This window comes from Streptomyces decoyicus (genome assembly GCF_019880305.1).
GTDB classification, from domain to species: domain Bacteria; phylum Actinomycetota; class Actinomycetes; order Streptomycetales; family Streptomycetaceae; genus Streptomyces; species Streptomyces decoyicus.
Genome location: NZ_CP082301.1, coordinates 7,345,989 through 7,371,270, shown reverse-complemented (window position 1 = coordinate 7,371,270; position 25,282 = coordinate 7,345,989). Strand labels below are relative to the sequence as shown.

The following is a 25,282-nucleotide window of genomic DNA, read 5'->3' as shown; positions in this document are numbered from 1 at the left end:
GTGACTGCGACAGGTGTGCGACCCCGCTGTCAGTGGGGATTCCTACACTGATCGGGATGCCCTGCGCACAGGCCGTGCGGGGGCGCGCGCCCGGGGTGGGGAGGGAGCAGATGGTGCTGCGGCAGGTCTTACCACCACGGCGTTCCGGCACGACAGGCCGCTCGCCCGCACCGGATCCCGGACCGCCGCCCGCTGCCGCCGCGCCCGCCTCCGCAGTGTCCCGGCTGCTGACATGGTTGGGGCGGCTGGGCGTCCCGGCCGCCGCGTTCGCCGTGTTCCAGACGCTGCTGGGGATCCTGCCGCAGAACCTCGCGGGCGAGGCGGCGCGGTACTTCGTGGCGGCGACCGCCGGATGCGGGGTCGGCGCCGTGGTGTGGCTGGCGGCGGCCCTGCTGCGGACGCGCGCCGCGACCGCGGCCGCCGTCGCCGCACCCCCGGCCGGCCCCGCTCCCTCACCCGCCGGAACGCTGCCCGAGCTGATGGACGGCACGTACCAGGCACTGCGGCGCGGTCTCACGGTGATCGAGGTGTCCGGACGCGGACCGCTCACCGGCTGGCCGCACTCCCTCGCGGAGAACGATCCGCCGGTGCACCCGACGGCGTTCGGTACGGCGTACGGGCTGCATCTGCTGCTCGACATCGCGCCGTACGACGGCCGCATACGGGCGGGGCAGGTGGCGGAGACGCTGTGGCGGCTGCGGCTTCCCGGCGGCGGGTGGGCCGCCCGCTCCCAGGGCAGCGGGGCGCGGCCCGAGGTGACCGCGGTCGTGCTGGGTGCGCTGGCGCGGGCCGGTGCCGATCCGCGGCTGCTGGAGGCGGAAATACGCTCCTGCGAGGTGCTGTGGAACCCCGACCATGACGCATCGGGGCTGGCGAACACCTATGTCGTGACGAATGTGCTGCGCGGGCTGCTGCGGGCCGCGCCCGGCTCCACCGCGCTGGACGGGCTGCGCGAGGTGCTGGTCAACGGCGCCACCGCCGACCCGGCGCGCGGCAATCACCGCTGCTGGGGCGCGGCGCTGGCCACCGGCCGCGGCAATCCGGCGCCGTCCGCGGCGCACACCGCGCGGGCAGTGGTGGCGCTGGACCGGGCCGCACGCGTACTGGGCGAGGACGAGCGGCAGCGCACGGTGCGCGAGGAGGGGCTGCGGTGGCTGCTGGCCGGCCCCGCGACGCCGGCGGGCGGCGTGGCCGATCTGCAGAACTGTCAGGAAGAGGTACGGCGGCCGGACCAGGAGGATCCACTGCATCAGGAGCTGTTGTCCGTACGGCATTTCGCGGCCGCGTGGGTGGCCCGTGCGCTGATGACGGACGGCGCCCGGAAGGTCGCCGCCGAGGGAGTGGGGCTGCCGGCCTGGGAGGCGCAGCTGACCGCCGCCGTGGCGCGGGTCCACGGCATGCAGCGGGGCGGGGTGTGGCGGTGGGACGACGGGCCCATGGGGCACCCGGTGTGGATGGCGTACCAGGGCCTTTCGGTGCTGCGGCGGCATGCGCTGATGGTCTACCGGCCGTGAGGCGGACCGCCGGCTTCCGAGGGGCGGGGCCAGGCCTGCTGGTGCTCCCCGCCCGGTGAATGCCCAGGAGGCAGGTCGGGTCGGGTCAGCACGGGGCGGTCAGGGGCACGAGGGCGGTCGGGGCGGATGATGAGCGCCGGTGTGATCAGCCGGGGCGGTCAGGGTCGGGGCGGTCAGGGGGTCGGCGAAGGGAAGGCGGTCTCATGCAGGTCGAGGAAGCCCGGCGGCTGTTGGCGGAACGGCTGGGCGGCGGGCCGCGGCCGCCGTCACCCGAGTCGGCACGCGCGGTGACCGCCCAACTGGCGCACCCCGATACGCTCGGTCCGCTGGTGCGCCGATTATCCGCCGGCGATCTGGACCTGGCGGAGTGCACCCGGCTCTCGTACCGCCATGTGCTGGGCTTCGACAAGCTGTTGCTGCTGGCCGGCGCCCCGCGGTTCATGCTGCGGATCCATTTCTGGCACGGCAGGACCGGCCCGGTCCCCGAGGACATCCACAACCACCGGTGCGCGATCGCCTCGGCGGTGGTGCGCGGCCGCGTCCGGATGGAGTGCTACGAGCCGGCCGCGGACGGCGTACCCGCGACCGCCTACCGGGAGACGATCGACGGCCCCGGCGGCGCCTGGCGGCTCCGGCGGGTCGGGGACGCACGCCTGCGGCTCATATGCACGGAGCAGTACGGCCCCGGCCGGAGCTACGGCCTGGCCGCCCGTACGCTGCACCGGGTGGTGAGCGAGGAGCCTACGGTGACGCTGTTCCTGGAGACCGCCCCACAACGGTCGGTGACCGATGTGTACGTCAGGAACAGCGGCCACGCCACTAGCGCCGAGGCCGGGCGCAGCGGCTCCACCACGGACGGCGGCCCCGCCACGTACAGAACTTCCGCCACCGCCGGAGGTTCCGTCACGGGCACCGGTTCCGTCACGGACATCGGCGATGACCGGATCGCCGACGATGAGCCGGTCGGCCGCGATGGCCGGGGCGGTGGCGATATCAGGACCGGCGGCGCCGAGCGGGCCGGTCCGCCGCCCAAGACTCCGCTGCCGCCGGCCGTCTATCTTGCCGAACTCGACGCGCTGGCAAGGTCTTTGGGCTACTGAAGACTGGTGGCGCCGGGTAGCGGGAGCGGGCCGTCATGGCGCGGAGCCCGGCCGCGTCCAGCCGGCCGCCGAGCGCCTGGCGGATCACTTCGAGGTTGTACGCGTCCACCCCGATCTCGGCCAGTTCGGCGGGCCGTGCCCACAGATGGGCCTGGTCCGGGCTGGGCAGGACGACATCCAGCGTCAGCGGGCGGACGATGAAGTTCTCCTGGTGGTTGTGGACGCGGCGGCCCCGGTAGTCGCTCAGGAAGCTGGACGAGCCGGTGTGCGCGACGATGGTGCCGAGGATTCCGGTCTCTTCCTTCAACTCCCGCAGGGCACCGCTCTCGGCGGACTCCCCGCGATCGAGCTTCCCGCACGGCACGCCCCACGCGCCGGGCAGAAAGCGCTCGCGGTAGCTGCGGCGCACGATCAGCACACAGGCCTCGTGCACCACCACCGCCGCGGCCAGATACGTATCGGCTGCAATCTGGTTCATCGGACATCTCGCAATCCGAAGAGACGGGCACAGGCCCGTGGCGGAGGTCCACCGTACCGACGATGACGCAGCTACGGGCCGGTTTCCGGGGGCACCCGCCGGAGCACCGTGAGGCGGCTACCCCCGCGGGGAGACCGGGCGCTCGAAGAAGGTCTCCAACGAGATGATCGCCTGGGTTCCGCTGACCCCCTCGATCGCATACAGCCTGCGCAGGACGTCCTGAAGCCCCTCGGTGGTGGCGGTTCGCACCTTCACCAGGACGGAGGCGCTGCCCGCGATCACGTGTGCCTCCTGGATCTCGGGGACGGCCAGGAAGGCGGCAGCCGAATCGCCCATCCACGCCGAGGACTCGACCATGACGAACGCCAGGACTCCGCGGCCGAGGGCAGCGGGATCCACGTCCACGGTCGTACGGCGGATCACTCCGCGCTCCCGGAGCTTGCGGACCCGCTCATGGGCAGCACCGGCGGAGAGACCGACCGCCTTGCCGAGCGCCGCATAGGCCTGGGTGGCGTCCTGCTGGAGCAGGGCAACCGCCGTGTCACCCGTACCGAGCACGACGGAACCCTCACGGTGCTGGCCGACCGCTTCGACGGCAGGCGGCCCAACAGCCCGAACGATGCGGTCGTGCACTCCGACGGCACCCTCGGGTTCTCCGATCCGGACTTCGGAATCACCAGCGACTACGAGGGCCACCGCGCCCTCCGCGTCCCCGAGGCGGTCTCCGACATCGCCTTCGGCGGCCCGAAGAACAACCGCCTCTTCATCACCGCGACGACCACGCTGTACTCACTGGTGATGTCGGTGCCGGGGGCACCCCGGATCCGCCGCCCGCGTTGATTCCGCCAGGTCGGCGCCGCCCCCGGTCGAGGTCCGCACCGACCCTGCAGAGGTCTGCACCGACCCTGCCGAGGTCCGCACCAACCCTGCCGAGGTCCGCGCCGACCCTGCCAGGGTCCACCGGCCGGCCTCCTCGGACGGGTCGGGCCGCCGCCCCGGAGCATGTCCGGCGCATCGTCGCGGAACACGGCCCGGTGCCTGGTGGTGACGACACCAGGCCCGGCCCGTACTCCCCAGTCACCGCGCCGTGCCGTCACGCTGGCTGTCATGAACCCACGCACCACCTTGATCACCGGCGCCACCCAGGGGCTGGGCCGCGGTCTCGCACTCGACCTCGCCGCCCGCGGCGGCACCGTCCTGCTGCACGGCCGCGACCGCGGCCGCCTGGAGCACGTGGCGGCCGAAGTGCGGGCCGCCGCCCCTCAGTCCACCGTCCGCACCTACCTTGCCGATCTGGCCGACCTCGGCCAGGTGCACGCGATGGCGGCGCGGATCCGTGCGGCGGAGCCCCGGCTCGACGGCTTGATCAACAACGCGGTCGCGGGCGGTGGCACCGAGCCGCTCAAGCGCGAACTGAGCCACCAGGGCCATGAGTTGCGCTTCGCCGTGAACCACCTCGCGCCGTACGCCCTCACCCGCGATCTGCTGCCGCTGCTGACCGCCTCGGCGCCCGCCCGGGTGGTCAACGTCGCCTCGATCGGGCAGGAGGCCCTCGACTTCGACGACCTCATGCTGGAGCGCGGCTACGAGGGACTGCGCGCCTACTGCAAGAGCAAGCTCGCCCTGATCATGGCGACCTTCCACCTGGCCGCCGAACTGGAGGGCACCGGCGTCACGGTGAACACCCTCCATCCGGCCCATCTGATGGACACCGACGGAGTGCGCGCGTACGGCCTGACACCGGTCACCGGCATCGACGAGGGGGTACGCCCGACCGTCCGGCTGCTCGTCGACCCGGACCTCGCCTCCACCACGGGCCGCTACTTCGACCAGTTCACCGACACCCGGGCACACGTCCAGGCGTACGACACCGAGGCCCGGGAGCGTCTGATGAAGCTGACGCACGCCCTCATCGACCAGGGCTGACCGGCCGGATCGCGGCGGCGCGTACAGGCACGGACGGCCGCGCCCAGGCCGCGACATCGCGCCGCTCATGAGGCCTGTCGTCCGCAGAGCAGTGAGGCGAGAAGGGTGACCCTGGTCTTGGTAGGGATCGGATGCGTACCAAGACCAGAGGTCTGGGTAGCCCTCGCGCCCGCCCGCAGACTCTCTGTCATCGCCACCGGGCGCACGACAGAGAGGCAGCAGCATCATGAACCGCACCAGCACCGGCCACGCCGACTCCCGCTCCTGGAGGGCCGGTTGGTCGGCCGCCGTACAGCGCCCCAGCGAGGGGTTCCACAAGAACTGGGCGCTGGAGGGGTTCGCGGACCAGACCGTGCGCCAGATCGTACGGGTCACCGGCTCCGGCACCTCGGCCCGTATCAAGCTCTCCCACCGCTACGGGACCACGCCGCTGGAGGTGTCCGGCGCCACGATCGCCCGTACGGAACAGGGCGCGGCCGAGCAGACCGGCACGGTTCGACGGCTCACCTTCGGCGGGGCCGACACGGTGCGGATTCCGGCGGGCGGCGAGGTCTACAGCGACGCCGCGGAGTTGAGCGTGGCGCCGTTCGACTCGGTGACGGTGTCGCTCTACTTCGCACGGCCGACCGGCCCCGCCTCCTTCCACGCCCAGGCGTTCGCCACCACCTACCGGGCCGCGGGCGACCGGCTCGCCGCTGCCGATCCGGTGGTGTTCAGTGAGACGACGGTGTCCTGGTACTACCTCGCCACCGTGGAGCTGACGGACGGCACTCCGGCGCGGGACGACACGGTCGTGGTGTTCGGTGACTCCCTCACGGACGGGTTCGCCTCGACCATCGACGGCAACCAGCGCTACTCGGACGCGCTGGCCGAGCGGCTGGCCGACCGGGGCACTCCGCGCCCCGTGCTCAATCAGGGCATCGGAGGGAATCTTCTGCTCAGTGACTCGGCATGGTTCGGCGAGCGGGCCGGGGGCCGCTTCCGCCGCGATGTGCTCGGCCAGCCGGGAGTGCGCTCGGTGGTGGTGCTGGTGGGCCTCAACGACATCGGCTTCAGCGAGATCGACCTGCCGACGTACCGGCCGAACCCGGACCGGTCCGTCGCCGAACTCATCGCCGGTTACCGCGAGTTGATCCGAATGGCGCGCGCGGCGGGTGTGCGGGTCACGGGTGGGACGATCATGCCGTTCAAGGGGGCGGAGTACCACACACCGGCGGCCGAGGCGAAGCGCCGGGAGATCAATGAGTGGATACGCCACGCGGGCGAGTTCGACGCGGTGGCCGACTTCGCCGCGGCGCTGGCCGATCCGGCGGACCCGGACGCGCTCGCGCCCGCCTACGACAGCGGCGACCACAAGCACCCCAACGATGCGGGCTACCGGGTCATGGCGGCTGCCGTCGACCTCGTCGCGCTCTGATCCCGGCAGCCGACCGGCCGAGGCCAGGGGCGCCGCCCGGCCCCGGCCCTCACGGCCTCCGGGTTCGCGTCACCTCTCTTGAGCGGATGCGCTCCCGCCCTCCAGGCGCTCCACGACCCGGAAACCTTCGAGCACGACCATGGTGTCGTCGTCGACGGTGAATTCCGGGTCGCCGAGCTCGTTGCGCATGTCCGGGCCGTGCCAGAAGGCCTCGTGGGCGGCCCGCCAGGTGGCCACCGTCAGGTGGCCACCGTCAGGTGGCCCTCGCCCTCGGCCCGCGCATGCGCCCGGTCGACCTCCGCCAGGCGCAGCACCCGCACCCCGGTCACCTCGATCACGGCCACCGGCCGGCCGCCGGAATCGGGCATGACCGACCGCTGGCCGACGGACGGCACCGGCTCGGCGCAACGCTCGTACTCGGTCAGCAGCCCGGTCGTGGCGGTCTTGGTGCCGGAGAGCACCGCGGCGACCAGCCGGTCGCGCAACGGACCGGGGAATCCGAGGGCGAACTCCGGGAGATCCAGGCGGTCCTGAGGTGGGGTCATACCACGCAGCGTAGGCGCTACGGCCGCGGGGCGCCCGTGGTCCGGCGGGCCGCGTGGGCGGTGTGCAGGGCCCAGCCGATCAGGGGGGCCTGGCCGGGCAGCCGCGCGTAGGCCAGGGCCTTGAGCGGCGCCGGGCGGTGCCGCCAGTCGTGCGCCATCTTGATGTTTGCCGGGAAGACCGCGGCGAACAGGCCGGCCGCCGCCAGGGCGCCGGCCCGGCGGGTGCGCGGCAGGGCGACGGCGGCGGCGACGGCGAGTTCGGCGACGCCGCTGGCGTACGTCCAGGTGCGGGGGCTGCCGGGCAGTTGCCGGGGCACGAGCGCGTCGAACGGCTTCGGGGCGAGGAAGTGGAGGGTCCCCATCCCCGCAAGCAGACGGGCCAGCGCATGGGCGGAACGGTCGTCAGCGGTCACGGAGAGCTCCCTGATCGGACGGACAGAGGCGGAGCAGGAAGGGCAACGGGCGCGTCAGAACCCGCAGGCCGGGCGGCCGAGGAGTGGGTGCGGCGGCCACCCCGACCAGTGAACTGGCCGCCGCGACTCCGACCTTACCCGCGGGTCACTTACTGGGCCATCTCTTGATCGGCGGCCGGGGTGAGGTGTGCGTCACGCCGTACCAGCGCCGCATAGCGCCCGTCGGCGGCGAGCAGCTCGTCATGGGTGCCGCGCTCGGCGATCCGGCCGGCGTCCAGCACGACGATCTGGTCGGCGTCGCGGACCGTGGAGAGCCGGTGCGCGATGGTGAGGGTGGTGCGGCCCTCGGACAGCTCGTCGATGGCCTGCTGTACGGCGTGTTCGGTGCGGGTGTCCAGAGCGCTGGTCGCTTCGTCCAGGACGAGGACGGGCGGATCGCGCAGGATGGTGCGGGCGAGGGCGAGGCGCTGTTTCTCGCCGCCGGAGAAGCGGTAGCCGCGCTCGCCGACGAGGGTGTCGTAGCCGTCGGGCAGGGCGGCGATGTGGTCGTGGATCTGGGCGGCCCTGGCGGCGCGTTCGATCTCGTCGTCGGTGGCGTCCGGCTTGGCGAAGCGCAGGTTGTCGGCGACCGAGGCGTGGAAGAGGTAGGTCTCCTGGGAGACCACACCGACCGAGCGGGCGAGGCTGTCGAAGTCGAGGTCGCGGACGTCCGTGCCGTCGAGGGTGACCCGGCCGCCGGTCACGTCGTAGAGCCGTGGCACGAGATAGCTCAGGGTGCTCTTGCCGCTGCCGGTCGGTCCGACCACGGCGAGGCTGCCGCCGGCGGGGACGGTCAGATCGATGCCGTCGAGGGTGGGGGCGGCCGCGGGGTCGTAGCGGAAGCGGACGTTCTCGAAGCGGATCTCGCCGCGCGGCGCCGGGAGGCGGACCGGCTCGGCGGGCTCGGTGATGGCGACCGGCAGATCGAGGTATTCGAAGATGCGCTGGAAGAGCGCGAGCGAGGTCTGCATCTGTACGCCGGTGGACAGCAGGGAGACGGTGGGCCGCAGCAGGCCCTGCTGGAGAGAGACGAAGGCGACCAGGGTGCCGAGCGAGAAGACCGGGCCGCCGAGCCGGAGCACCATGCCGGCCGCCCAGTAGATCAGTGCGGGCATGGCGGCCATCACGATGCCGATGGTGGCCATCCGCCAGCGGCCGGCCATGTTGGCGCGGACCTCCAGGTCGACCAGGCGCTCGGACTCGTCGGCGAAGGTCTTGGTGAGGGAGTCGGCACGGCCCATCGTGCGGCCGAGCAGGATGCCGCTGACCGAGAGGGATTCGGTGACGATCGCGGACATCGCGGCCATCTGCTTCTGCCGCTGAGTGGTGATCTTCTTGCGTTCGTTGCCGACCCGGCGGCTGATCCAGACGAAGAGCGGAAGCAGCAGCAGCGAGACGACGGTCAGCCGCCAGTCGAGGGCGAGCATCGCGCAGACGGTGGCGATGACGGAGGTCAGATTGGAGACCAGGGAGGTGGCGGTGGTGGTGACCGTCGCCTGCATACCGCCGATGTCGTTGGCGATCCGGGACTGGACCTCGCCCGTGCGGGTGCGGGTGAAGAAGGCCAGCGGCATCCGCTGGAGTTTGGCGTAGACGGCGGTGCGCAGATCGTGCATGACGCGCTGGCCGACGGTGGTGGACAGCAGGGTCTGGAGTACGCCGAAGACGCTGGTGGTGACGGCGGTGACGATCATGCCGAGGGCGAGCAGGGTCAGCAGTCCCGTGCGCCGGCCGGGTATCGCCACGTCCAGGATCTCGCGGAGGAGGAAGGGGGAGGCGACCGAGACCAGCGAGGAGGCGCCGACGAGCAGGCCGACGAGGCCCAGCCGGGCGCGGTAGGGGCGGAAGAGAGCGAGGATCCGCCGCAGCTGGACCGGCTTTTCCGGGTCCTTGGGCGGTGGGGTCCACTGGGGTTCGTCGCTGCGCAATGGGCTCCTTCGAGGGGTGTGGCTGCGCGTGGGAGGGGCAACGGACAGGCAGAGTCCGGGACAAACAACGTGGAGCCTAGCTCATTGTTACCTATGCTCACAATGAATTAAGTCCTGTCATCCGCTATCCTCGCGCCATGCCCTCCCCCGAGCCGACGGTCAGCACCACCAACCTCGCCGAGCAGCTGGTACGGCTGACCCGCCGGATGCACCGCGCCCAGAAACACCACCTGGAACACCTCGACATCGCCTTCACCCCCGCACAGTCCCGGCTGCTGCGGATCGTCGACCACTACCGCGACACCCCGCCGCGGATGGCCGACCTCGCCGAGCGGCTGGAGGTCGTACCCCGGGCGGTGACCACCCTGGTGGACGCGCTGGAGGCACATGGCGCGGTGCGCCGGGTGCCCGATCCGGCCAACCGCCGGGTGGTACGGATCGAGCTGACCGGCACCGGCCGTTCCACGCTGCGTGCGTTGCGCAGCGCGCGCCGGGCCGCGGCGGAGGAGATCCTGGCCCCACTGACCGCCGATCAGCGCGAGGTGTTCGGCGACCTGCTGTCCACCCTGGTCGACGATCCGTGCAGACCGCATCGGCCGGACCGACCGGACCGACCGGACCGACCGCATTGAGCTGACGCGGAGTCAACCGGAGGAGTGCCGCCATGCCCCTGCTGGAGCCGAACCCCCAGAGCCTGCGCCCCACCGCCCCCGGCAGCCCCGCGCACGACCGGGTGGCCGGCCACCTGGCATCGGGCACCCCCGAGCCGCTGCGCGGTGACCTGATCGCGCTGCTCGGCCCGGACAAGGTGCTCCACAAGATCTCCGACCTGGTCCGCTACGCCTCCGACGCCAGCCCGTACCGCTTCGTCCCGCAGGTCGTGGTGGTGGCCGAGGACCTCGACGACATCTCCGCGGTCTTCTCCTACGCCCACGGAAAGGGCCGCAACGTCGTCTTCCGGGCCGCCGGGACCTCGCTCAACGGCCAGGCCCAGGGCGAGGACATCCTCGTCGACGTCCGCCGGCACTGGAGCGGGATCCAGGTGCTCGACAACGGTGCCCGCGCCCGGATCCGGCCGGGCACCACCGTGCTGCGCGCCAACACCACCCTGGCCCGGTACGGCCGGCTGCTCGGGCCCGATCCGGCCAGCGCGCTCGCCTGCACCCTGGGCGGTGTGGTCGCCAACAACGCCTCCGGGATGACGGCCGGCACCACCCGTAACTCCTACCGGACGCTGGCCTCGGTCACCCTCGTCCTGCCGTCGGGCACGATCGTGGACACCGCCGAACCGGACGCCGACGCCGAGCTGGCGCACGCCGAACCGGCGCTGTGCGCGGGTCTGCTGGCGCTGAAGGCAGAGATCGAGGCGGAGGGAGAGCTGGTGGACAGGATCCGCGCCAAATACCGGATCAAGAACACCAACGGCTACCGCCTGGACGCCTTGCTCGACGGCACGACACCGGTACAGATCCTGCGCGGGCTGATGGTCGGCTCCGAGGGCACCCTCGGCTTCCTCGCCGAGACCGTCTTCGACACCCTGCCGCTGGACCGGCGCACCTCCAGCGCGCTGCTGTTCTTCCCGACGCTGAGTGCCGCGGCCGCGGCCGTCCCCCGCTTCAACGAGGCGGGTGCACGGGCCGTGGAGCTGATGGACGGCAATACGCTGCGCGCCTCGGTGAGCGTGGCCGGGGTGCCGGCCGACTGGGCGGCGCTGCCCAAGGAGACCACCGCGCTGCTCGTGGAGTTCCGGGCGCCCGACGAGGCCGCCCAGGAGGCGTACGAGCGGACCGCGGCGCAGGTGCTGACGGAACTGGAGCTGGTCGCGCCGGTCGCGTCCGTCACCAATGCCTTCACCCGCGACCCGGCAGTCATCGGCGGCTACTGGAAGGCACGCAAGGCGTTCGTGGCCGCGGTGGGCGGTACCCGGCCGTCCGGTACGACACTGATCACGGAGGACTTCGCGGTGCCGCCGGAGCAGCTCGCGGACGCCTGTAGGGCCCTGCTGGAACTCCAGGTGCGGCACGGCTTCGACGCGGCGGTCGCGGGTCATGCCGCCCACGGCAATCTGCATTTCCTGCTCGCCTTCGACGCGGCGAAGCCGGCGGATGTGGCGCGCTATGCCGCGTTCATGGACGAGTTCTGCCGGCTGACGGTCCGGCGCTTCGACGGATCGCTGAAGGCGGAGCATGCCACCGGCCGGAACATCGCACCGTTCCTGGAACTCGAATGGGGCCCGCGGGCAACGGAGTTCATGTGGCGGATCAAGCAGATCGTGGATCCGCACGGCATCCTGGCTCCGCGCATCCTGCTCGACCGTGATCCGCAGGCGCATCTGCGCGGGCTGAAGACCATCCCGGAGACCGAGGCCGTCGCCGACCCGTGCATCGAATGCGGCTTCTGCGAACCGGCCTGCCCCAGCGGGGATCTGACCACCACGCCCCGCCAGCGGATCGTGCTGCGCCGGGAAATGCTGCGCCAGCCGCCGGGCTCCCCCGTCACCACCGAGCTGCTGGACTCGTACGGCTATGACGCGGTGGACACCTGCGCCGGCGACTCGCTCTGTCAGCTGTCCTGCCCGGTGGGGATCGACACCGGCGCGCTGATGAAGGACTTCCGGCACCGGCGCCACTCACCGCGCGAGGAGTGGGTTGCCGCGCAGACCGCCCGGCAGTTCAAGGCCGTCGAGAAGGCGGCGCGGCTGGCGGTGGCCGCCGCCGACCGGATCGGCGAGCGGCTGACGTCGTCGCTGACCCGCGCCGCCCGCAGAGCCGTACGCCCCGACCTGGTGCCCGAGTGGCTGCCGCGGATTCCCGGCGCGGCGGCCCGTACGCTGCCCGCGACGCGGCGGGCCGGGGCGGCCGCGGTCTACTACCCCGCGTGTGTGAACCGGATCTTCGGTGAGCCCGCCGGGTATCGGGGGCCGTCGCTGCCGGAGGCGGTGGTGGCGGTGTCGCAGCGGGCGGGCCGGCCGGTGTGGATCCCGTCGGACGTGGCCGGGACCTGCTGCGCCACGATCTGGCACTCCAAGGGGTACGAGCGCGGCAACGCGGTGATGGCCAACCGCATCGTCGAGGCGGCCTGGGGGTGGACGGCCGGCGGCACGCTGCCGCTGGTGGTGGACGCGTCGTCGTGCACCCTGGGCCTAGCCCGGGAGGTCGTGCCGTATCTGACGCCCGACAACCGCGCGCTGCACGCCGAACTGACGGTGGTCGACTCGGTCGTCTGGGCCGCCGAGGAGCTGCTGCCGCGGCTGGAGATTCTGCGCACGGTCGGCTCGGCGGTGCTCCACCCCACCTGCTCCATGCAGCACTTGGGGGACGAGGAGCAGTTGCGCCGGGTCGCCGAGGCGTGTGCGGGTGAGGTGGTGGTGCCGGACGACACGGGCTGCTGTGCCTTCGCCGGTGACCGCGGGATGCTGCACCGGCAGCTGACGGAGTCGGCCACCGCGAAGGAGGCTGCCGAGGTGACCTCGCGGCACTTCGACGCGCATCTGTCGGCGAACCGGATGTGCGAGATCGGCATGGATCATGCGACGGAGGGCCGAGGCTATTACTCGGCCCTCCTGGCGTTGGAGCGGGCCACACGGCCTGTTCCTCGGCCTCCTTCCGGAGCGCGCCTCAACGCGTGACGTGCAGCGCCACCGCGCCCCTGGCCGGGACCGAGAGGTGTGCCTTCCCGTCGTCGCCGACGGTGACCGTGTGGCCGTCACACGAAGACGGCGCGGCCGCGACGACATTGCAGTACGTGCCGGACGGCAGCGAGGTCGCAAAGGTCCGTTGCAGCTCGGCGTCACCGTTGTTGAGGGCCACGAACCCCTTGCCGCCCCGGCCGAAGGCGACGGCGCCGCCCCCGTTGTCCCACCAGTCCGTCAGCTCTGCCGCCCCCACCGCATTGCGGAACCCCACCATGCCGGTGATCGCCTGCTTGGCGTGCTGGTTGGTCCAGCCGCCGCTGCCGCTGGGCGGTCCGGCATCCTTGTCGGACCACTCGTAGCCGGAGTAGACGTTCGGTGAGCCGTAGGGCGAGGCGAGCATGAAGACGTTGGCGAGGGTGTGGGCCGCACCGTCCTTGTAGGTCAGCGTGGAGCCGTTGCGCTCGGTGTCCCAGTTGTCGACGAAGGTACGGGCCTTGTCGCTGCCGAGTTTGCCGTCCGCGACGGACTTGAGCTGAGCAAGGTTGCCACCTTGGAAGGCGCTCTTGAGGTGGCTGCCGTAGCGGAATTCGTCGACATCGCCGGTGCCGGTGTACTCCTCGGGCCGGACCGCTTCGCCGGCGCCGTAGATGACCTCCTGCACCCAGTAACCCGGGTCGCGCATCTTGCCCTTGATGGCGGCGAGGTCGGTGGCGGAGATGTGCTTGGCGGCGTCCACCCGGAAACCGTCCACGCCCAGCGACCGCAGGTCGTCGAGGTAATTGGCGATGGTGGTGCGGACGTGGTCGCTGCCGGTGTCGAGGTCGGCGAGCCCGACGAGTTCGCAGTTCTGGACGTCGTCGCGGTGGGTGTAGTCGGAGATGCTCTTGCGGCAGCCGTGGAAGTCCTGGTCCTGGAAGTAACCCGGGTAGTCGTACTTGGTGTAGTGGGTGCCGCCGGTGCCCGTACCGGAGCCGGCCGCCATGTGGTTGATGACGGCGTCGGCGACGACCTTGACGCCCGCGCCGTGACAGGCGCTGACCATCGAGGCGAACGCGGTCCGGTCGCCCAGCCGTCCGGCAATCTTGTAGCTGACGGGCTGGTACGAGGTCCACCACTGGTCGCCCTGGATGTGCTCGGAGGCGGGCGAGACCTCGACATAGCCGTAGCCGGCCGGGCCCAGCTGATCGCTACACGCCTTGGCGACATCCGCGTACTTCCACTCGAACAGCGTGGCGGTGACGGTCTTTTCACCGGGCGGAGCGGCCTGGGAGGGCCACGGCGCGAAGGTGGCGAGGCCGGCCGCGGCCAGCACTCCGGCCAGCGCCCCGCCCAGCACACGGGAACGTTGCTGCATCTTGCGGCTCCTTCGTCATGGGGCACGGCAGGGCACACCGCGCCCACGAGTGCAGCCACGCGCCGGGCCGCCGTGGGGGGATTCGCCTCGGAGCCTGCCGTTTACCTCGCGGACACGTCAAGGCTTTCCGCAAGGCTTTTCAGCGACTTGCGAAAGGTACTGGCGGCGGCACCCTCGGTGTTGCCGTAAGCCGTCCGGTATTGCGGCAAAGAATCCAAGAGTGCCGCATCAAGAGTCCAATCGGCCCTCTTGTGCCTCAGGCCGTCGGCCGACAGGGTCCTGACCGAGGTTCACGTATGCCCCGGCACACCAGCGCTCTCCTGGAGGACCGATGAACGAGGCACCATCGCAGAACCACGATGACAACGAGGCGGGCCCGAGCCGCCGTTCGGTGCTGTGGACCGCCGGTGCGGCGGGCGCCGGACTGGGGCTCGGCGGCCTCGCGTCCGGGACGGCAGCGGCGGCCGCACCCACCGCGGCCGGCTCCGCGACGGCCGCCGCCGCATCCTCCGACGCCAAGACCAGGACCATGATCGGGGTGCCGTTCGAGCGGCGCAGCACCGTACGCGTCGGCATCGTCGGGCTCGGCAACCGCGGCGGCAGCATGATCGACCTCTTTCTCGCGATGCCGGGCGTCCGCGTCGTCGCCCTGTGCGATCCGGTGAAGGAAAAGACCGCCAAGGCCGCCAAGAAGGTCACCGCCGCGGGACAGCCCGCACCCGCCGTCTACACCAACGGCGACCACGACTTCGAAAACCTCTGCAAGCGCGGCGACATCGACTTCGTCTACGCGGCCACGCCCTGGGACTGGCACTTCGAGATGGCGAAGACGGCCATGCTCAACGGCAAGCATGTGGGCGTGGAATGCCCCCTCGCGCTGCGACTGGACCAGCTGTGGGAGCTGGTTCATCTCTCCGAGCGCACCCGCAGACACTGTATGCAGCTGGAGAACTGCTGTTACGGCAAGAACGAGATGCGGGTGCTGCGGATGGCGCACGCGGGCCTGTTCGGCGATCTGCTGCACGGTGCCGGTGCCTACAACCACGATCTGCGCGGCCTGATGTTCGACCCCAAGTACTACGAGGGGCCATGGCGCCGGCTGTGGCACACCCGGCTGCGCGGCGACCTCTACCCCAACCACGGGTTCGGTCCGGTCGCCAACTACATGGACATCAACCGCGGTGACCGCGCCGTACGGATCTCCAGCTTCGGCACCCCCGCGCTCGGCCTCGCCGCCTACCGCAAGGAGCACATGCCGGCGAACGACCCGAGCTGGAAGGAGTCGTACATCGAGAGCGACCGGACGATCAGCCTCGTCCAGACCGCCAAGGGCCGGGTGATCCGGCTGGAACACGATGTCTCCACCCCGCACCCCTACAGCCGCATCAACAGCCTCGGCGGCACCAAGGGCGTCTTCGAGGACTACCCCGAGCGGATCTACCTCGAGCCGGACCAGAGCAACGACGAGTGGGGCGACTTCGCCAAGTACGCGGAGTGGGACCACTGGCTCTGGAAGGAGCACGCCAATCCGCCCGGCGGGCACGGCGGCATGGACTACATGCTGGTCTTCCGGCTGATGCAGTGCATGCGGCTCGGCCTCGTACCGGACTTCGACGTCTATGACGCGGCGACCTGGACCGCGCCGGTGCCGCTGAGCGATCTCTCGATCAAGGCGAACGGCGCCCCGCAGGAGATTCCCGACTTCACCCGCGGGCTGTGGAAGAAGGCACGGCCGGGGATGGATTCGCAGAAGCCGGAGGAGTAGGGGCCCCGGCGCCGCGGGGCCGGCGGGCGGCTGTGCGCCCGCCGGGCCCGGCGCGTCAGGTGTCGTGGGTGGTGACGGAGGCGGCGCCCGGCCCGGCCGCCGCCTCCCGCGGCTTCGCCACATCCGCCGTCGCCGGTTCCGCCGCCCGCTCCTGCTCCGCCGGGCGGTCGGTCTGCGCGGCGGCCGGCAGCCCGCCGTTCAGGACCTTCTTCGCCGTCACCCGGTCCAGTGCGCCCTCCCAGCGGGCCACCGCGAAGACCGCGACACAGTTGCCGAGCAGATTGGTCGCCACCCGCATCGAGTCCATGATCCGGTCGACGCCGAGCAGCAGGGCGACCGCGGCGGCCGGGATGACGCCCAGCGCGGAGGCCGTCGCGGACAGCGCGAGGAACGCCGAACCCGGCACGCCCGCCATGCCCTTGCTGGTCAGCATCAGTACCAGCACCACGGTGAGCTGCCGGCCGAGTGACAGATCGACTCCGATGGCCTGGGCGATGAAGAGCGTGCCGATGGAGAGGTAGATCGAGGCGCCGTCGAGGTTGAACGAGTAGCCGGTCGGCAGCACCAAACCCACCGCATCGTCCCGGCAGCCCGCGGCGCGCAGCTTCTGCATCATCCGCGGCATCACGGTCTCGCTGGAGCCGGTGCCGAGCGCCAGCAGCAGCTCCTCGCGGGTGTAGCGGACGAACTTCCACAGGCTCAGCCCGGTGACGGCCTTGAGTGCGCAGCCGAGCAGCACGAGGAAGACCAGCGCGACGCCGTAACAGACCGCGATCAGCTTGCCGTATGTCGACATCGCGCCCAGGCCGTACTCCCCCACGAGATGGGCGGTGGCACCGAGGACCGCGAGCGGGGCGAGCTTCATGAGGAAGCCGACGATGGTGAACACGACGTCCTGAGCCTGCTCGATCACGGGCAGGATCTGCGGCACCTTCTGCTGCCCGAGGTGCAGCAGTGCGGCGCCCACCAGGCAGGCCAGCACCAGGACTTGCAGCAGCGAGTTCTCGGCGAACGCGCCGACCGCGCTGTCCGGCAGCGACTCCAGGACGAACTGGGCGGCGGAGGGCAGCTGCCCGCCGCCCGTCTTGGCGTCCACCGCGCCCTTGTCCAGGGACGCCGGGTCGATATGCATCCCGGCGCCGGGCGCGAAGACATTGCCGGCCAGCAGACCGACGACGAGCGCGATGCTGGTCGCCACCTCGAACCAGATCAGGGCCTTGACCCCGATCCGGCCAAAGGCCTTGAGATCACCCGCCTTGGTGATACCGGCGACGACGACGCAGAAGACCAGCGGCGCGATCATCGCCTTGATCAGACGGACGAAGCCGTCACCGAGCGGCTGGAGCGACGCCCCCGCCTGCGGCCACAGGCGTCCGACGAGCACACCGAGGACCAGGGCGATGAGTACCTGCGCGAACAGGCTGGTGCGCAGGAAGCGGCCTGCGCGGCGGGTGAGGCTTGCGGTGGCGTGCGGCACGGGCACTCCTCCATGGACGGATTCTGTGATGCGGAAGTGGACTTCCGCGATCCGCCACTATGGTCGCTTGTTGTTCACCACGAAAGAGGTCCGTGTAACTTCCCGGGAAATCTTGGAGCTTGACCCAAGGAACAAGAAGCAAGGAGCAAGGAGCAGCGCACGGGCCATCCGTTTTCGGGCAGGGGTGACCGCTGCGTGCACTTCCTCCTGCTTTGCTGCGCCGCGTGGCGCCGCGCCCCGTACGCCCGAGCGCCCCGTACGCCCGCGCACCTCGTACGCCCGCGCGTGCCTCGTGTCCTCGCCGCGCCCGTACGCTCGCTCAGCCCGCCAGGTGCGCCTTGTCCCCCATGACCACCACGGGGTGCCGCGCCGGGTCGAGGGCGCGCAGCAGTGCCTGCATCCCGGACTTCGGCACGCTGACACATGCGGACGTTCCGCTGCCGTGGTCCATGTGCAACCAGACCCCGCCCCCCTTGGACTGCCCCTGCGGGCGGGTCGGGTCCAGCGGGGAGTTCCCCTTGACGCGGTTGTAGTTGATCGCGACGACGTAGTCGAAGTCGTGACGGGTGTTCTTGGACCAGTACGACGGCGGGGTGAACGCCGATGAGTGCGTATAGGGCAGCTTGGCACCGGGATCCGCCAGCACACCGCCCGCATCGGTCAGGGGGAAGACTCCGACGGGACTGCGCTTGTCCCCTTCGTGATGAGCCACCGTCCAGCCGCGCCGGCCGTTGTGCCCGTCCCAACTGCCCTTGCGGTCCCAGCCCTTGGGGCCCTTGTCGTAGAGGACGACGGTGGCGTCGGCGGAGTCCACACCCTTGCCGTAGACGGCCACGACCTGCCGGGAGCCGGCCGGGATCCGTGAGCGCAGGGCGGTACCGACCTCGGGGATGTTCTTGAGGTGGGTGGTGGCCGACGAGCCGCGTGCCGGGCCGCCGGGGCGCTCCCCCTTGCCCGCGCCGTCACCCTTGCCGTCACCGCTGCGGCCGCCGCCCGCACCGCCGCCGCAGCCCGCCAGAAGAACCAGCCCCGCAGCGGCCACCGCCGCCGTCCTCATCACACCGACCGCTGTTCGCATGCCCCCATGGTCGCACCGTCCGGCTGACGACCGTTCAGCACCCGGCCACCGCATACCGGCCGCCGCACGATTGTCCGAATCGCATGGCCACAGCGGAAAAACCGTTTGAAATCAACCCAGGCCGCGGGCCAATCTTCCAGGACCTCCGCCGGAGACGAGACGGGCGAGAGGGACATTTCGCCTGCCAGGGCGGCCTGTTGCCGACCACCCACCACGACTTCGCCTGGGACCTCATGCACATTCGCGATCTTCCGCATCCCGACCCGGGCGTCCCGGACGTCCGTACGGGCGGCGCCTTCCTGCTGTGGCTCTACAAACAACAGCTCGGCGGACAGCTCAAGGCCCTCGCCTGGGGGCTGGTGAACGTCGGCGCCATCGCCGCCTCCCCGCTGCCGGTGGGGCTCGCCGTGCAGGCCGCCGTGGACCGCGACGGCGGCCGGCTGCTCCTGGCCGGCGGCCTGATCATGGCCTTGGGCGTACTCATCGCGCTCGGCGGCACCATGCTCCACCGTGCGGCCGTCACCAACTGGATCACCGCCGTCGCCCGGATGCAGCAGCTCCTCGCCCGCAAGACCACGGAACTGGGGTCGGCCATGACCCGACGGATGGCGGCCGGCGAGATCGTCGCCGTCAGCACCGGCGACCTGGAGAAGATCGGCTGGTTCGTCGAGGCGGTCTCCCGGTTCGGTGCCTCCGCGGTCACCACGGTCGGCGTCGCCGTCGCCCTGACCGTCTACCAGCCGGAACTGGGAGTGCTGGTAGCCGTCGGCGTACCGGTCATGGCCCTGGCCGTACTGCCGTTGCTTCCGCCCGCCACCCGGCGCGCCGACGCACAGCGCGAGAAGGCCGGCCGGGCCACCGAGCTGGCCTCCGACACCGTCGCCGGGCTGCGCGTACTGCGCGGCATCGGCGGCGAGGAACTCTTCCTGGGCCGCTACCGCAGCGCCTCCCAGGAGGTGCGCAGGGCCGCCGTCCGCAGCGCCCGGATGTGGTCGCTGATCTCGGCCGTCCAAGTACTGCTGCCGGGCCTGCTGCTCATCGCGGTGGTCTGGTACGGCGCCCGGCTCGCCATCGACGGCACGATCGCCGTCGGCGACCTCGTCACCCTCTACAGCGCGGTCACCTTCCTGCTCTTCCCCCTCCGGCACTTCGAAGAGATCGCCCAGGCCTACTCCTTCGCCAAGCCGTCGGCGAAGCGCACCGCCCGCGTACTGGCACAGACCCGGCCGTCCGGCGGCCCGGCCAGGAGCCAGGGGTCGACGCCCGCCGGCGATCTGCACGACCCCGTCAGCGGCCTGACGCTCACGGCCGGCCGGCTGACCGCGGTGGTCTGCGGCGACCCCGACACCGCGGGCCGGCTCGCCGAACGCCTCGGCGGACACCCGCCGCAGCACGACGAAGACGGTGGTGACGGGACCGGCCCGCTGTCCGTCGTCCTCGGCGGTACCCCGCTGGACGAGCTGCCGCGCGACGTCGCGCGTGCGGCCGTACTCGTCCAGGACAAGGACCCGATGCTGCTCTCCGGCACGCTCGGCGACCTGCTCGACGTACCGGCCTCCGGGCGGGTGGGCGCGACGGAGGCGCTGGCCGCGGCCCAGTGCGGCGATGTGCTGACCGCACTGGCACAGGCGTCGGTCGACGATGCGGGAGACCCGATGCACACCCACATCACCGAGCGCGGCCGGTCGCTGTCCGGCGGGCAGCGGCAGCGGCTGGCACTGGCCCGATCGCTGGTCACCGACCCGGAGGTGCTGGTGCTCGACGAGCCGACCAGCGCCGTCGATGCGCACACCGAGGCCCGGATCGCCGACGGCCTGCGGGAGATCAGGAAGGGGCGTACGACCGTCGTGCTCACCTCCAGCCCGCTCCTCCTGGACCGGGCCGAACGGGTGGTGTTCCTCCAGGAGGGCAAGGCCGTCGCCGAGGCCACCCATCGCGAACTGCTGCACAGCCACCCCGCCTACCGCGCGGTCGTCACCCGTGAAACGGACCCCGAGCCGGCGATGTCGACCGGCCAGATCGAGGAGAGCGCATGATCGGCCTGGCGCCGCCCGAGCACGATCCGGACGCCCCGCAGATCCTCACGACCCTGCCCGTCGGCTCACCGGCAACGGTGCGCAGCTATGTCGGGGGCCTGATCCGCCGACACCGCACGGCGTTCACCCTGCTGGTCGCCGTGAACGCGCTCGCGGTGATCGCCTCCATGGCCGGCCCGTATCTGCTCGGCGGCGTCGTCGAGAAGCTCGCCGCGGGCGCCCGGGACCTCCAACTGGAGCGCACCATCGGGCTGTTCGCCGTCGCACTGGCCGCCCAGACGGTGTTCGTCCGCCTGGTCCGGCTGCGCGGGGCGATGCTCGGCGAACAGATGCTGGCGGATCTGCGCGAGGACTTCCTCGTCCGCTCCGTGGCGCTGCCGCCGGGCGTCCTGGAGCGGGCCGGTACCGGCGATCTGCTGTCGCGGATCACCACGGACATCGACCGGCTCTCCAGCGCGATGCGCGAGGCCGTACCGCAGCTGGCCATCGGCGTGGTGTGGGTGGCGCTGCTGCTCGGCGGGCTGACCGTGACCGCGCCGCCGCTCGCCCTGTCCGTACTGGTCGCGCTGCCACTGCTGATCGTCGGCTGCCGCTGGTACTTCAAGCGGGCGCCCGGTGCCTATCGCTCGGAGGCGGCCGGTTACGCCGCGGTGTCCGCGGTACTCACCGAGTCCGTGGACGCGGGACGGACGGTCGAGGCCCACCGGCTGGGCGCCCGCCGGATCGCCCTGTCGGAGCGACGGATCCGCGAGTGGACCCAATGGGAGCGTTACACACTCTTCCTTCGCTCGGTGCTCTTCCCCGTCGTCGATCTGACGCATGTGCTGCTCCTGGGCTCGGTGTTGCTGCTCGGCGGAGCGTTCGTCATCCAGGGCTGGATCACTCCGGGACAGCTGACGACGGGGGCGTTGCTGGCACAGATGATGATCGAGCCGGTCGGCATGATCCTGCGCTGGTACGACGAGTTGCAGGTGGCCCAGGTGTCCATCGCGCGGCTCGTCGGCGTCCGGGAGATCGAACCGGAGGCCGCCGGCACGGAGCGCCTCCCGGACGGCCGGGATGTCCACGCCGACGGGGTGAGCTTCGGCTACCGTGCCGGCGTCGATGTACTGCGTGAGGTCTCGTTGCGGGTACCTCCGGGGACCCGGGTGGCGCTCGTCGGGCCGTCCGGCGCCGGCAAATCGACACTGGGCCGGCTGCTGGCAGGTATCTACGGTCCCCGCGTGGGCACCGTCACCCTGGGCGGGGCCGAGCTCTCCGCGATGCCGGCGGAGCGGATCCGCGAGCAGGTGGCACTGGTCAACCAGGAACACCATGTCTTCGTCGGCTCGCTCCGCGACAATCTTCTGCTGGCGCGCAGGGGTGCCGCCGATGCCGAACTGTGGGCCGCGCTCTGCGCGGTGGACGCCGATGACTGGGCGCGGGCCCTCGGCAAGGGGCTGGATACCGAGGTCGGCTCGGGCGGGCACACGCTGACGCCCGCCCAGGCCCAGCAGATCGCCCTGGCCCGGCTGGTGCTCGCCGATCCGCACACCCTGGTGCTGGACGAGGCGACGTCGCTGCTCGACCCGCGGGCGGCCCGCCATCTGGAGCGCTCACTGGGCAGAGTGCTGGACGGCCGTACGGTCGTGGCCATCGCGCACCGGCTGCACACCGCGCATGACGCCGATGTGATCGCGGTCGTCGAGAACGGCCGGATCAGCGAACTGGGCAGTCACGACGAACTGGTCACCGCCGACGGCGCATACGCAGCGCTCTGGCGCTCCTGGCACGGCTGACACGGCCGGCACGGCCGGCACGGCCGGCACGGCTGACACGAAACGGGGGCGGCGGGACTCGGGACTCGGGACTCGGAACTCAGAACTCGGAACTCAGAACTCAGAACTCAGGACTCGGAACTCAGAACTCGGAACTCAGGACTCGGGACTCGGAACTCAGGACTCGGGACTCGGGACTCGGAACTCGGGACTCAGGACTCGGGACTCGGGACTCGGGACTCGGGACTCGGGACTCGGGACTCGGGACTCGGGACTCGGGACTCGGGACTCGGGGCCGTACGATCCGCCTTGGCGCGAGCGCCGGCGGATCTTGCCCCCTCGTCCGGGCGGTCTGGGTGATCATGGCGCTCGTGACGGTCAGTAGTGGCGGCACGCGGACGGGAAGCCGGGGGCACGCACGAAGCCCGGATGGTCAACCCGGCCTGAGGGAACCCTGATCACACCGCAAATGGCGACCGCCGGAGCGTGCCCGCTCGGGCTCAGCCGACGGCTGGGCGGCGGGGTCGGCGACTGGGCGGCGGGGTCGGCAGCTGGGCGGCGAGGGGGCGAGGCAGCGGCTGGACGACAGATCCGGCGGCCGGGCGGCGGGACCGGCGGGACCGGCGGCTGGAGCGAACCGCAACTGGGGGTCGCGCCCAGGGCGGGCGACCGGCCGTGGGCGTGCCGCAGCGGGGAAGCCCAGCCGCGGGCGGGGGCGCGGCTGGGGCATCCGACACCGTTGGGCCTGCCACCGCCAGCGCTACGGGCCAACGGGCTCCGGCTGGTCACCGATCTGCGGACCCGACACCGGTTGCGGGACCCGACACGGTTGCGGGACCCGATACCGGTTGCGGGGCCCCGCACAGCGCTCGGGGCCAAGGATGCAGGCGTTGGTTCCAAGGCCCGACACAGGGCTCCGGCCCCGGGAGCCCCACCGACACCACCGGTGCAGTCCCCTGTGCCGCCGCGCGCTTCAGATGTAGGCGTCAGATGTATGCCTCAGGTGTACGCCTCAGATGTACGCGTCAGATGTAATTGAGCGCGCCCAGACCGCCGAGGCCACCCAGCACCATGAAGACCGGCATCAGCACCTTCAGCTCCACCCAGCTGCCCGCCTTGAAGCGCATGCCCTTGGGCGGGCCGAGCGGATACCAGCGCTTACGGCCTATCGGGATGGGCCACAGTATGGGGCAGCCGGAGACGGTCAGGGCATCGCCGATGTCATGGACCAGCGCGCCCAGGACGACCGGCAGACCCAGCCAGAGGTACTGCTGCCCCGGCTCGGCGAACAGCCAGCTCGCCCCGTTGCCCGGCTGGTCGAGAATGCCGGCCAGGATCCAGGCCGAGGCCGCGCCCAGCAGCCACACCAGTACATCGCTGGAGACCCGTGCCGCCCGCCACAGGAGCCCTTCGATGGCGAGCACCATGTGGACGAAGAGGATGCCGAGTACCGCCCAGCGACCACCCTGCATCGCCAGCAGCGACATCCCGCCGCCGACCAGCACCGCCCATACCCAGGTGTGAGTGAGCGTGCGGTGACCTCCGTTGCGGGTCGAGTCACCGCGCATCTTGGTCGCCTTGTAGACCGCGTGCGAGATCGCGTCGACCACTTCGCACAGCAGCCGCGAGAGCGGTCCGAAGGCCCGCGAGATGGTCGCGGACTTGTGGTCGAGGTCCGGGGCGAGCGCCGCACCGGCACAGATCAGAGCCCCGCAGACGAGCACCGGCCAGGGCATCGGATGACCGGCGGCAGCGGCTGCCGCGCCCACCCCCAGCCAGGCCGCGGCCCCGGACAGCGAGTGCGCCGGTCCCATCATGGTTGTTCCCACCCCTTGTTCTCTTGCGCCGCTTGTTCTCCTGCGCGCACGGCCTGCCTCGCGCACTGCTGAGCCGCGCCTCTGACGCCCGGTCGGCGACTCAGCGTAGCGTCAGATGATCTCCCTACGAGGAGGGGGTGAGCCAACCCCCCGCGTGCGGGCGTCGGCGGAACATCAGCAGGACCGTCCACCGGAGCAGCGCCGGGCGGCCGAAGCCAACTGCTCACTACAGGCGACTTCCTGGCTTTTGTCCCGGAAAGTGCCCAGGGAGCGCGCCCTCCCTGCTGCATCAACTCCGCCTGGGGACAACGCCCTTGGTATGGGCATCCCCATTACTCCCCCTCCCGCCGCACGGACTGCCTGACCAGACTCGCCACCCGAGGTCACCGGCCACCGGCCACCGGCCACCGGCCACCGGCCACCGGCCACCGGCCACCGGCCACCGGCGGAACGATCCCGAGTCGTGCCTCGACTCTGTTCTTCTTGATCGCGTGCCTTCACTCGGTTCCCCGACCGGGTGCTCTGATGCCGTAGCCGTTTCTTGAGCCCGTTTCTTGATCCCGTTTCGTGAGCGGACCTCGGACCTCTTGGTCGGGCGTTGAGCCGGGTCTCTCGATCGGGTCTCTCGATCGGGTCTCTCGAACCGGACGAGGGGGGTGCTCCGCGCCTTGCTTGCCTTGCTTGTCGCGCACGGTGCGTACGGTGGGTGATCTCTGACACGTAACGGCGGCGACGCGACGCAGAGGGTGATCGTCGGGAACGACAGCGCGCCCAGCAGTTTGTACGGAGGGTGATGGCGCTGCACCATGCGCTCCTCCGGCCTGCGCTACCGCGCAACATGATTCCGCAGGTCAAGGCTGCCGGGCCGGCGTCTTGGGCCGACGCAGCGGGTGGGGCGGCGGGGCCCGGGGGCCTGCCGGGCGGGCGGGTTTCGGCGTTGTCGATCTTCAGCTGATCTCCGTCCGGGTCGCCGGTTCCCTGATCCGGGCCGAAGACAGGCAGTA

The 25,282-nt window shown here is 71.3% G+C and carries 17 protein-coding genes and 2 pseudogenes; 10 read left to right on the top strand and 9 right to left on the bottom strand.

Annotated elements, in window-relative coordinates:
• Nucleotides 1-56: 56 nt before the first annotated feature.
• The gene (locus tag K7C20_RS32105; RefSeq protein WP_245171862.1) at nucleotides 57-1,514 is read left to right on the top strand and encodes a hypothetical protein; all 1,458 of its coding nucleotides are present in this window, start codon (nucleotides 57-59) and stop codon (nucleotides 1,512-1,514) included.
• A 203-nt stretch (nucleotides 1,515-1,717) separates the two neighbouring features.
• A complete protein-coding gene (locus K7C20_RS32100) occupies nucleotides 1,718-2,614 on the top strand; it encodes a hypothetical protein (protein ID WP_053210435.1) in 897 nt (298 codons plus the stop codon).
• Here the strand turns inward: K7C20_RS32100 and K7C20_RS32095 are convergent.
• Together K7C20_RS32095 and K7C20_RS32090 are read right to left on the bottom strand one after the other, a co-directional pair.
• Nucleotides 2,508-3,092, bottom strand: coding sequence for an NUDIX hydrolase (locus tag K7C20_RS32095; RefSeq protein WP_063781317.1), 585 nt, complete (start codon nucleotides 3,090-3,092; stop codon nucleotides 2,508-2,510). The genes K7C20_RS32100 and K7C20_RS32095 overlap by 107 nt on opposite strands.
• 117 nt (nucleotides 3,093-3,209) lie before the next feature.
• Nucleotides 3,210-3,650: an Lrp/AsnC family transcriptional regulator gene (locus tag K7C20_RS32090; protein ID WP_030077729.1), complete on the bottom strand. Its 441-nt coding sequence runs from the start codon at nucleotides 3,648-3,650 to the stop codon at nucleotides 3,210-3,212.
• Here K7C20_RS32090 and K7C20_RS32085 point away from each other — a divergent pair.
• The 3 genes and pseudogenes from K7C20_RS32085 to K7C20_RS32075 all read left to right on the top strand — a co-directional run.
• Nucleotides 3,606-3,932: pseudogene (locus tag K7C20_RS32085) on the top strand (hypothetical protein); the annotation flags it as partial. The gene K7C20_RS32090 and the pseudogene K7C20_RS32085 sit on opposite strands and share 45 nt — an antisense overlap.
• A 267-nt stretch (nucleotides 3,933-4,199) precedes the next feature.
• Nucleotides 4,200-5,018: an SDR family NAD(P)-dependent oxidoreductase gene (locus tag K7C20_RS32080; RefSeq protein WP_030077733.1), complete on the top strand. Its 819-nt coding sequence runs from the start codon at nucleotides 4,200-4,202 to the stop codon at nucleotides 5,016-5,018.
• A gap of 226 nt (nucleotides 5,019-5,244) precedes the next feature.
• Nucleotides 5,245-6,435, top strand: a complete 1,191-nt coding sequence (locus K7C20_RS32075; protein WP_030077735.1) for a GDSL-type esterase/lipase family protein — start codon at nucleotides 5,245-5,247, stop codon at nucleotides 6,433-6,435.
• A 69-nt stretch (nucleotides 6,436-6,504) separates the two neighbouring features.
• Here K7C20_RS32075 and K7C20_RS32070 read toward each other — a convergent pair.
• The 3 genes and pseudogenes from K7C20_RS32070 to K7C20_RS32060 all read right to left on the bottom strand — a co-directional run bounded on the left by K7C20_RS32070 (nucleotide 6,505) and on the right by K7C20_RS32060 (nucleotide 9,360).
• Nucleotides 6,505-6,980, bottom strand: a pseudogene (locus K7C20_RS32070) (ASCH domain-containing protein).
• 17 nt (nucleotides 6,981-6,997) lie between these two features.
• Nucleotides 6,998-7,393 carry a DoxX family protein gene (locus tag K7C20_RS32065; protein WP_030077739.1) on the bottom strand — a complete coding sequence of 132 codons (396 nt, stop codon included), beginning with the start codon at nucleotides 7,391-7,393 and terminating at the stop codon, nucleotides 6,998-7,000.
• Nucleotides 7,394-7,542: 149 nt separating this feature from the next.
• The gene (locus K7C20_RS32060) at nucleotides 7,543-9,360 is read right to left on the bottom strand and encodes an ABC transporter ATP-binding protein (protein ID WP_053210434.1); all 1,818 of its coding nucleotides are present in this window, start codon (nucleotides 9,358-9,360) and stop codon (nucleotides 7,543-7,545) included.
• Nucleotides 9,361-9,497: 137 nt separating this feature from the next.
• Between K7C20_RS32060 and K7C20_RS32055 the strand changes: the two genes are divergently transcribed.
• On the top strand, nucleotides 9,498-9,992 hold the full coding sequence (locus tag K7C20_RS32055; RefSeq protein WP_048828951.1) for a MarR family winged helix-turn-helix transcriptional regulator: 495 nt from the start codon (nucleotides 9,498-9,500) through the stop codon (nucleotides 9,990-9,992).
• 32 nt (nucleotides 9,993-10,024) lie between these two features.
• Nucleotides 10,025-12,988, top strand: a complete 2,964-nt coding sequence (locus tag K7C20_RS32050) for an FAD-binding and (Fe-S)-binding domain-containing protein (protein WP_053210433.1) — start codon at nucleotides 10,025-10,027, stop codon at nucleotides 12,986-12,988.
• Here the strand turns inward: K7C20_RS32050 and K7C20_RS32045 are convergent.
• Complete coding sequence (locus K7C20_RS32045; protein WP_030077755.1) at nucleotides 12,978-14,348, bottom strand: alpha-amylase; 1,371 nt, start codon at nucleotides 14,346-14,348, stop codon at nucleotides 12,978-12,980. The two genes, K7C20_RS32050 and K7C20_RS32045, sit on opposite strands and share 11 nt — an antisense overlap.
• 331 nt (nucleotides 14,349-14,679) lie before the next feature.
• On the opposite strand from K7C20_RS32045, the gene K7C20_RS32040 reads away from it, so the two are divergent.
• Nucleotides 14,680-16,113, top strand: a complete 1,434-nt coding sequence (locus tag K7C20_RS32040) for a Gfo/Idh/MocA family protein (RefSeq protein WP_053210432.1) — start codon at nucleotides 14,680-14,682, stop codon at nucleotides 16,111-16,113.
• A 55-nt stretch (nucleotides 16,114-16,168) separates the two neighbouring features.
• Here K7C20_RS32040 and K7C20_RS32035 read toward each other — a convergent pair whose 3' ends face one another.
• Together K7C20_RS32035 and K7C20_RS32030 are read right to left on the bottom strand one after the other, a co-directional pair.
• Nucleotides 16,169-17,590: a cation:dicarboxylate symporter family transporter gene (locus tag K7C20_RS32035; protein WP_107083536.1), complete on the bottom strand. Its 1,422-nt coding sequence runs from the start codon at nucleotides 17,588-17,590 to the stop codon at nucleotides 16,169-16,171.
• 319 nt (nucleotides 17,591-17,909) lie between these two features.
• Nucleotides 17,910-18,668, bottom strand: a complete 759-nt coding sequence (locus tag K7C20_RS32030; protein ID WP_030077760.1) for a lipoprotein — start codon at nucleotides 18,666-18,668, stop codon at nucleotides 17,910-17,912.
• Nucleotides 18,669-18,901: 233 nt separating this feature from the next.
• On the opposite strand from K7C20_RS32030, the gene K7C20_RS32025 reads away from it, so the two are divergent.
• Nucleotides 18,902-20,704, top strand: coding sequence for an ABC transporter ATP-binding protein (locus K7C20_RS32025; protein WP_053210439.1), 1,803 nt, complete (start codon nucleotides 18,902-18,904; stop codon nucleotides 20,702-20,704).
• The gene (locus K7C20_RS32020) at nucleotides 20,701-22,482 is read left to right on the top strand and encodes an ABC transporter ATP-binding protein (RefSeq protein ID WP_053210431.1); all 1,782 of its coding nucleotides are present in this window, start codon (nucleotides 20,701-20,703) and stop codon (nucleotides 22,480-22,482) included. The genes K7C20_RS32025 and K7C20_RS32020 overlap by 4 nt, the downstream gene beginning before the upstream one ends.
• 1,004 nt (nucleotides 22,483-23,486) lie before the next feature.
• Here K7C20_RS32020 and K7C20_RS32015 read toward each other — a convergent pair.
• On the bottom strand, nucleotides 23,487-24,278 hold the full coding sequence (locus tag K7C20_RS32015; RefSeq protein WP_053210430.1) for a metal-dependent hydrolase: 792 nt from the start codon (nucleotides 24,276-24,278) through the stop codon (nucleotides 23,487-23,489).
• Between the last annotated feature and the right edge of the window lie 1,004 nt (nucleotides 24,279-25,282).

Excerpts from the sequence above, each read along its gene's own strand:
- K7C20_RS32025 (WP_053210439.1), top strand. The coding sequence starts at position 18,902 with ATGCACATTCGCGATCTTCCGCATCCCGACCCGGGCGTCCCGGACGTC.
- K7C20_RS32030 (WP_030077760.1), bottom strand. The coding sequence starts at position 18,668 with ATGCGAACAGCGGTCGGTGTGATGAGGACGGCGGCGGTGGCCGCTGCG.
- K7C20_RS32100 (WP_053210435.1), top strand. The coding sequence starts at position 1,718 with ATGCAGGTCGAGGAAGCCCGGCGGCTGTTGGCGGAACGGCTGGGCGGC.
- K7C20_RS32045 (WP_030077755.1), bottom strand. The coding sequence starts at position 14,348 with ATGCAGCAACGTTCCCGTGTGCTGGGCGGGGCGCTGGCCGGAGTGCTG.
- K7C20_RS32105 (WP_245171862.1), top strand. The coding sequence starts at position 57 with ATGCCCTGCGCACAGGCCGTGCGGGGGCGCGCGCCCGGGGTGGGGAGG.
- K7C20_RS32075 (WP_030077735.1), top strand. The coding sequence starts at position 5,245 with ATGAACCGCACCAGCACCGGCCACGCCGACTCCCGCTCCTGGAGGGCC.
- K7C20_RS32095 (WP_063781317.1), bottom strand. The coding sequence starts at position 3,092 with ATGAACCAGATTGCAGCCGATACGTATCTGGCCGCGGCGGTGGTGGTG.
- K7C20_RS32015 (WP_053210430.1), bottom strand. The coding sequence starts at position 24,278 with ATGATGGGACCGGCGCACTCGCTGTCCGGGGCCGCGGCCTGGCTGGGG.
- K7C20_RS32050 (WP_053210433.1), top strand. The coding sequence starts at position 10,025 with ATGCCCCTGCTGGAGCCGAACCCCCAGAGCCTGCGCCCCACCGCCCCC.
- K7C20_RS32020 (WP_053210431.1), top strand. The coding sequence starts at position 20,701 with ATGATCGGCCTGGCGCCGCCCGAGCACGATCCGGACGCCCCGCAGATC.
- K7C20_RS32080 (WP_030077733.1), top strand. The coding sequence starts at position 4,200 with ATGAACCCACGCACCACCTTGATCACCGGCGCCACCCAGGGGCTGGGC.
- K7C20_RS32040 (WP_053210432.1), top strand. The coding sequence starts at position 14,680 with ATGAACGAGGCACCATCGCAGAACCACGATGACAACGAGGCGGGCCCG.
- K7C20_RS32055 (WP_048828951.1), top strand. The coding sequence starts at position 9,498 with ATGCCCTCCCCCGAGCCGACGGTCAGCACCACCAACCTCGCCGAGCAG.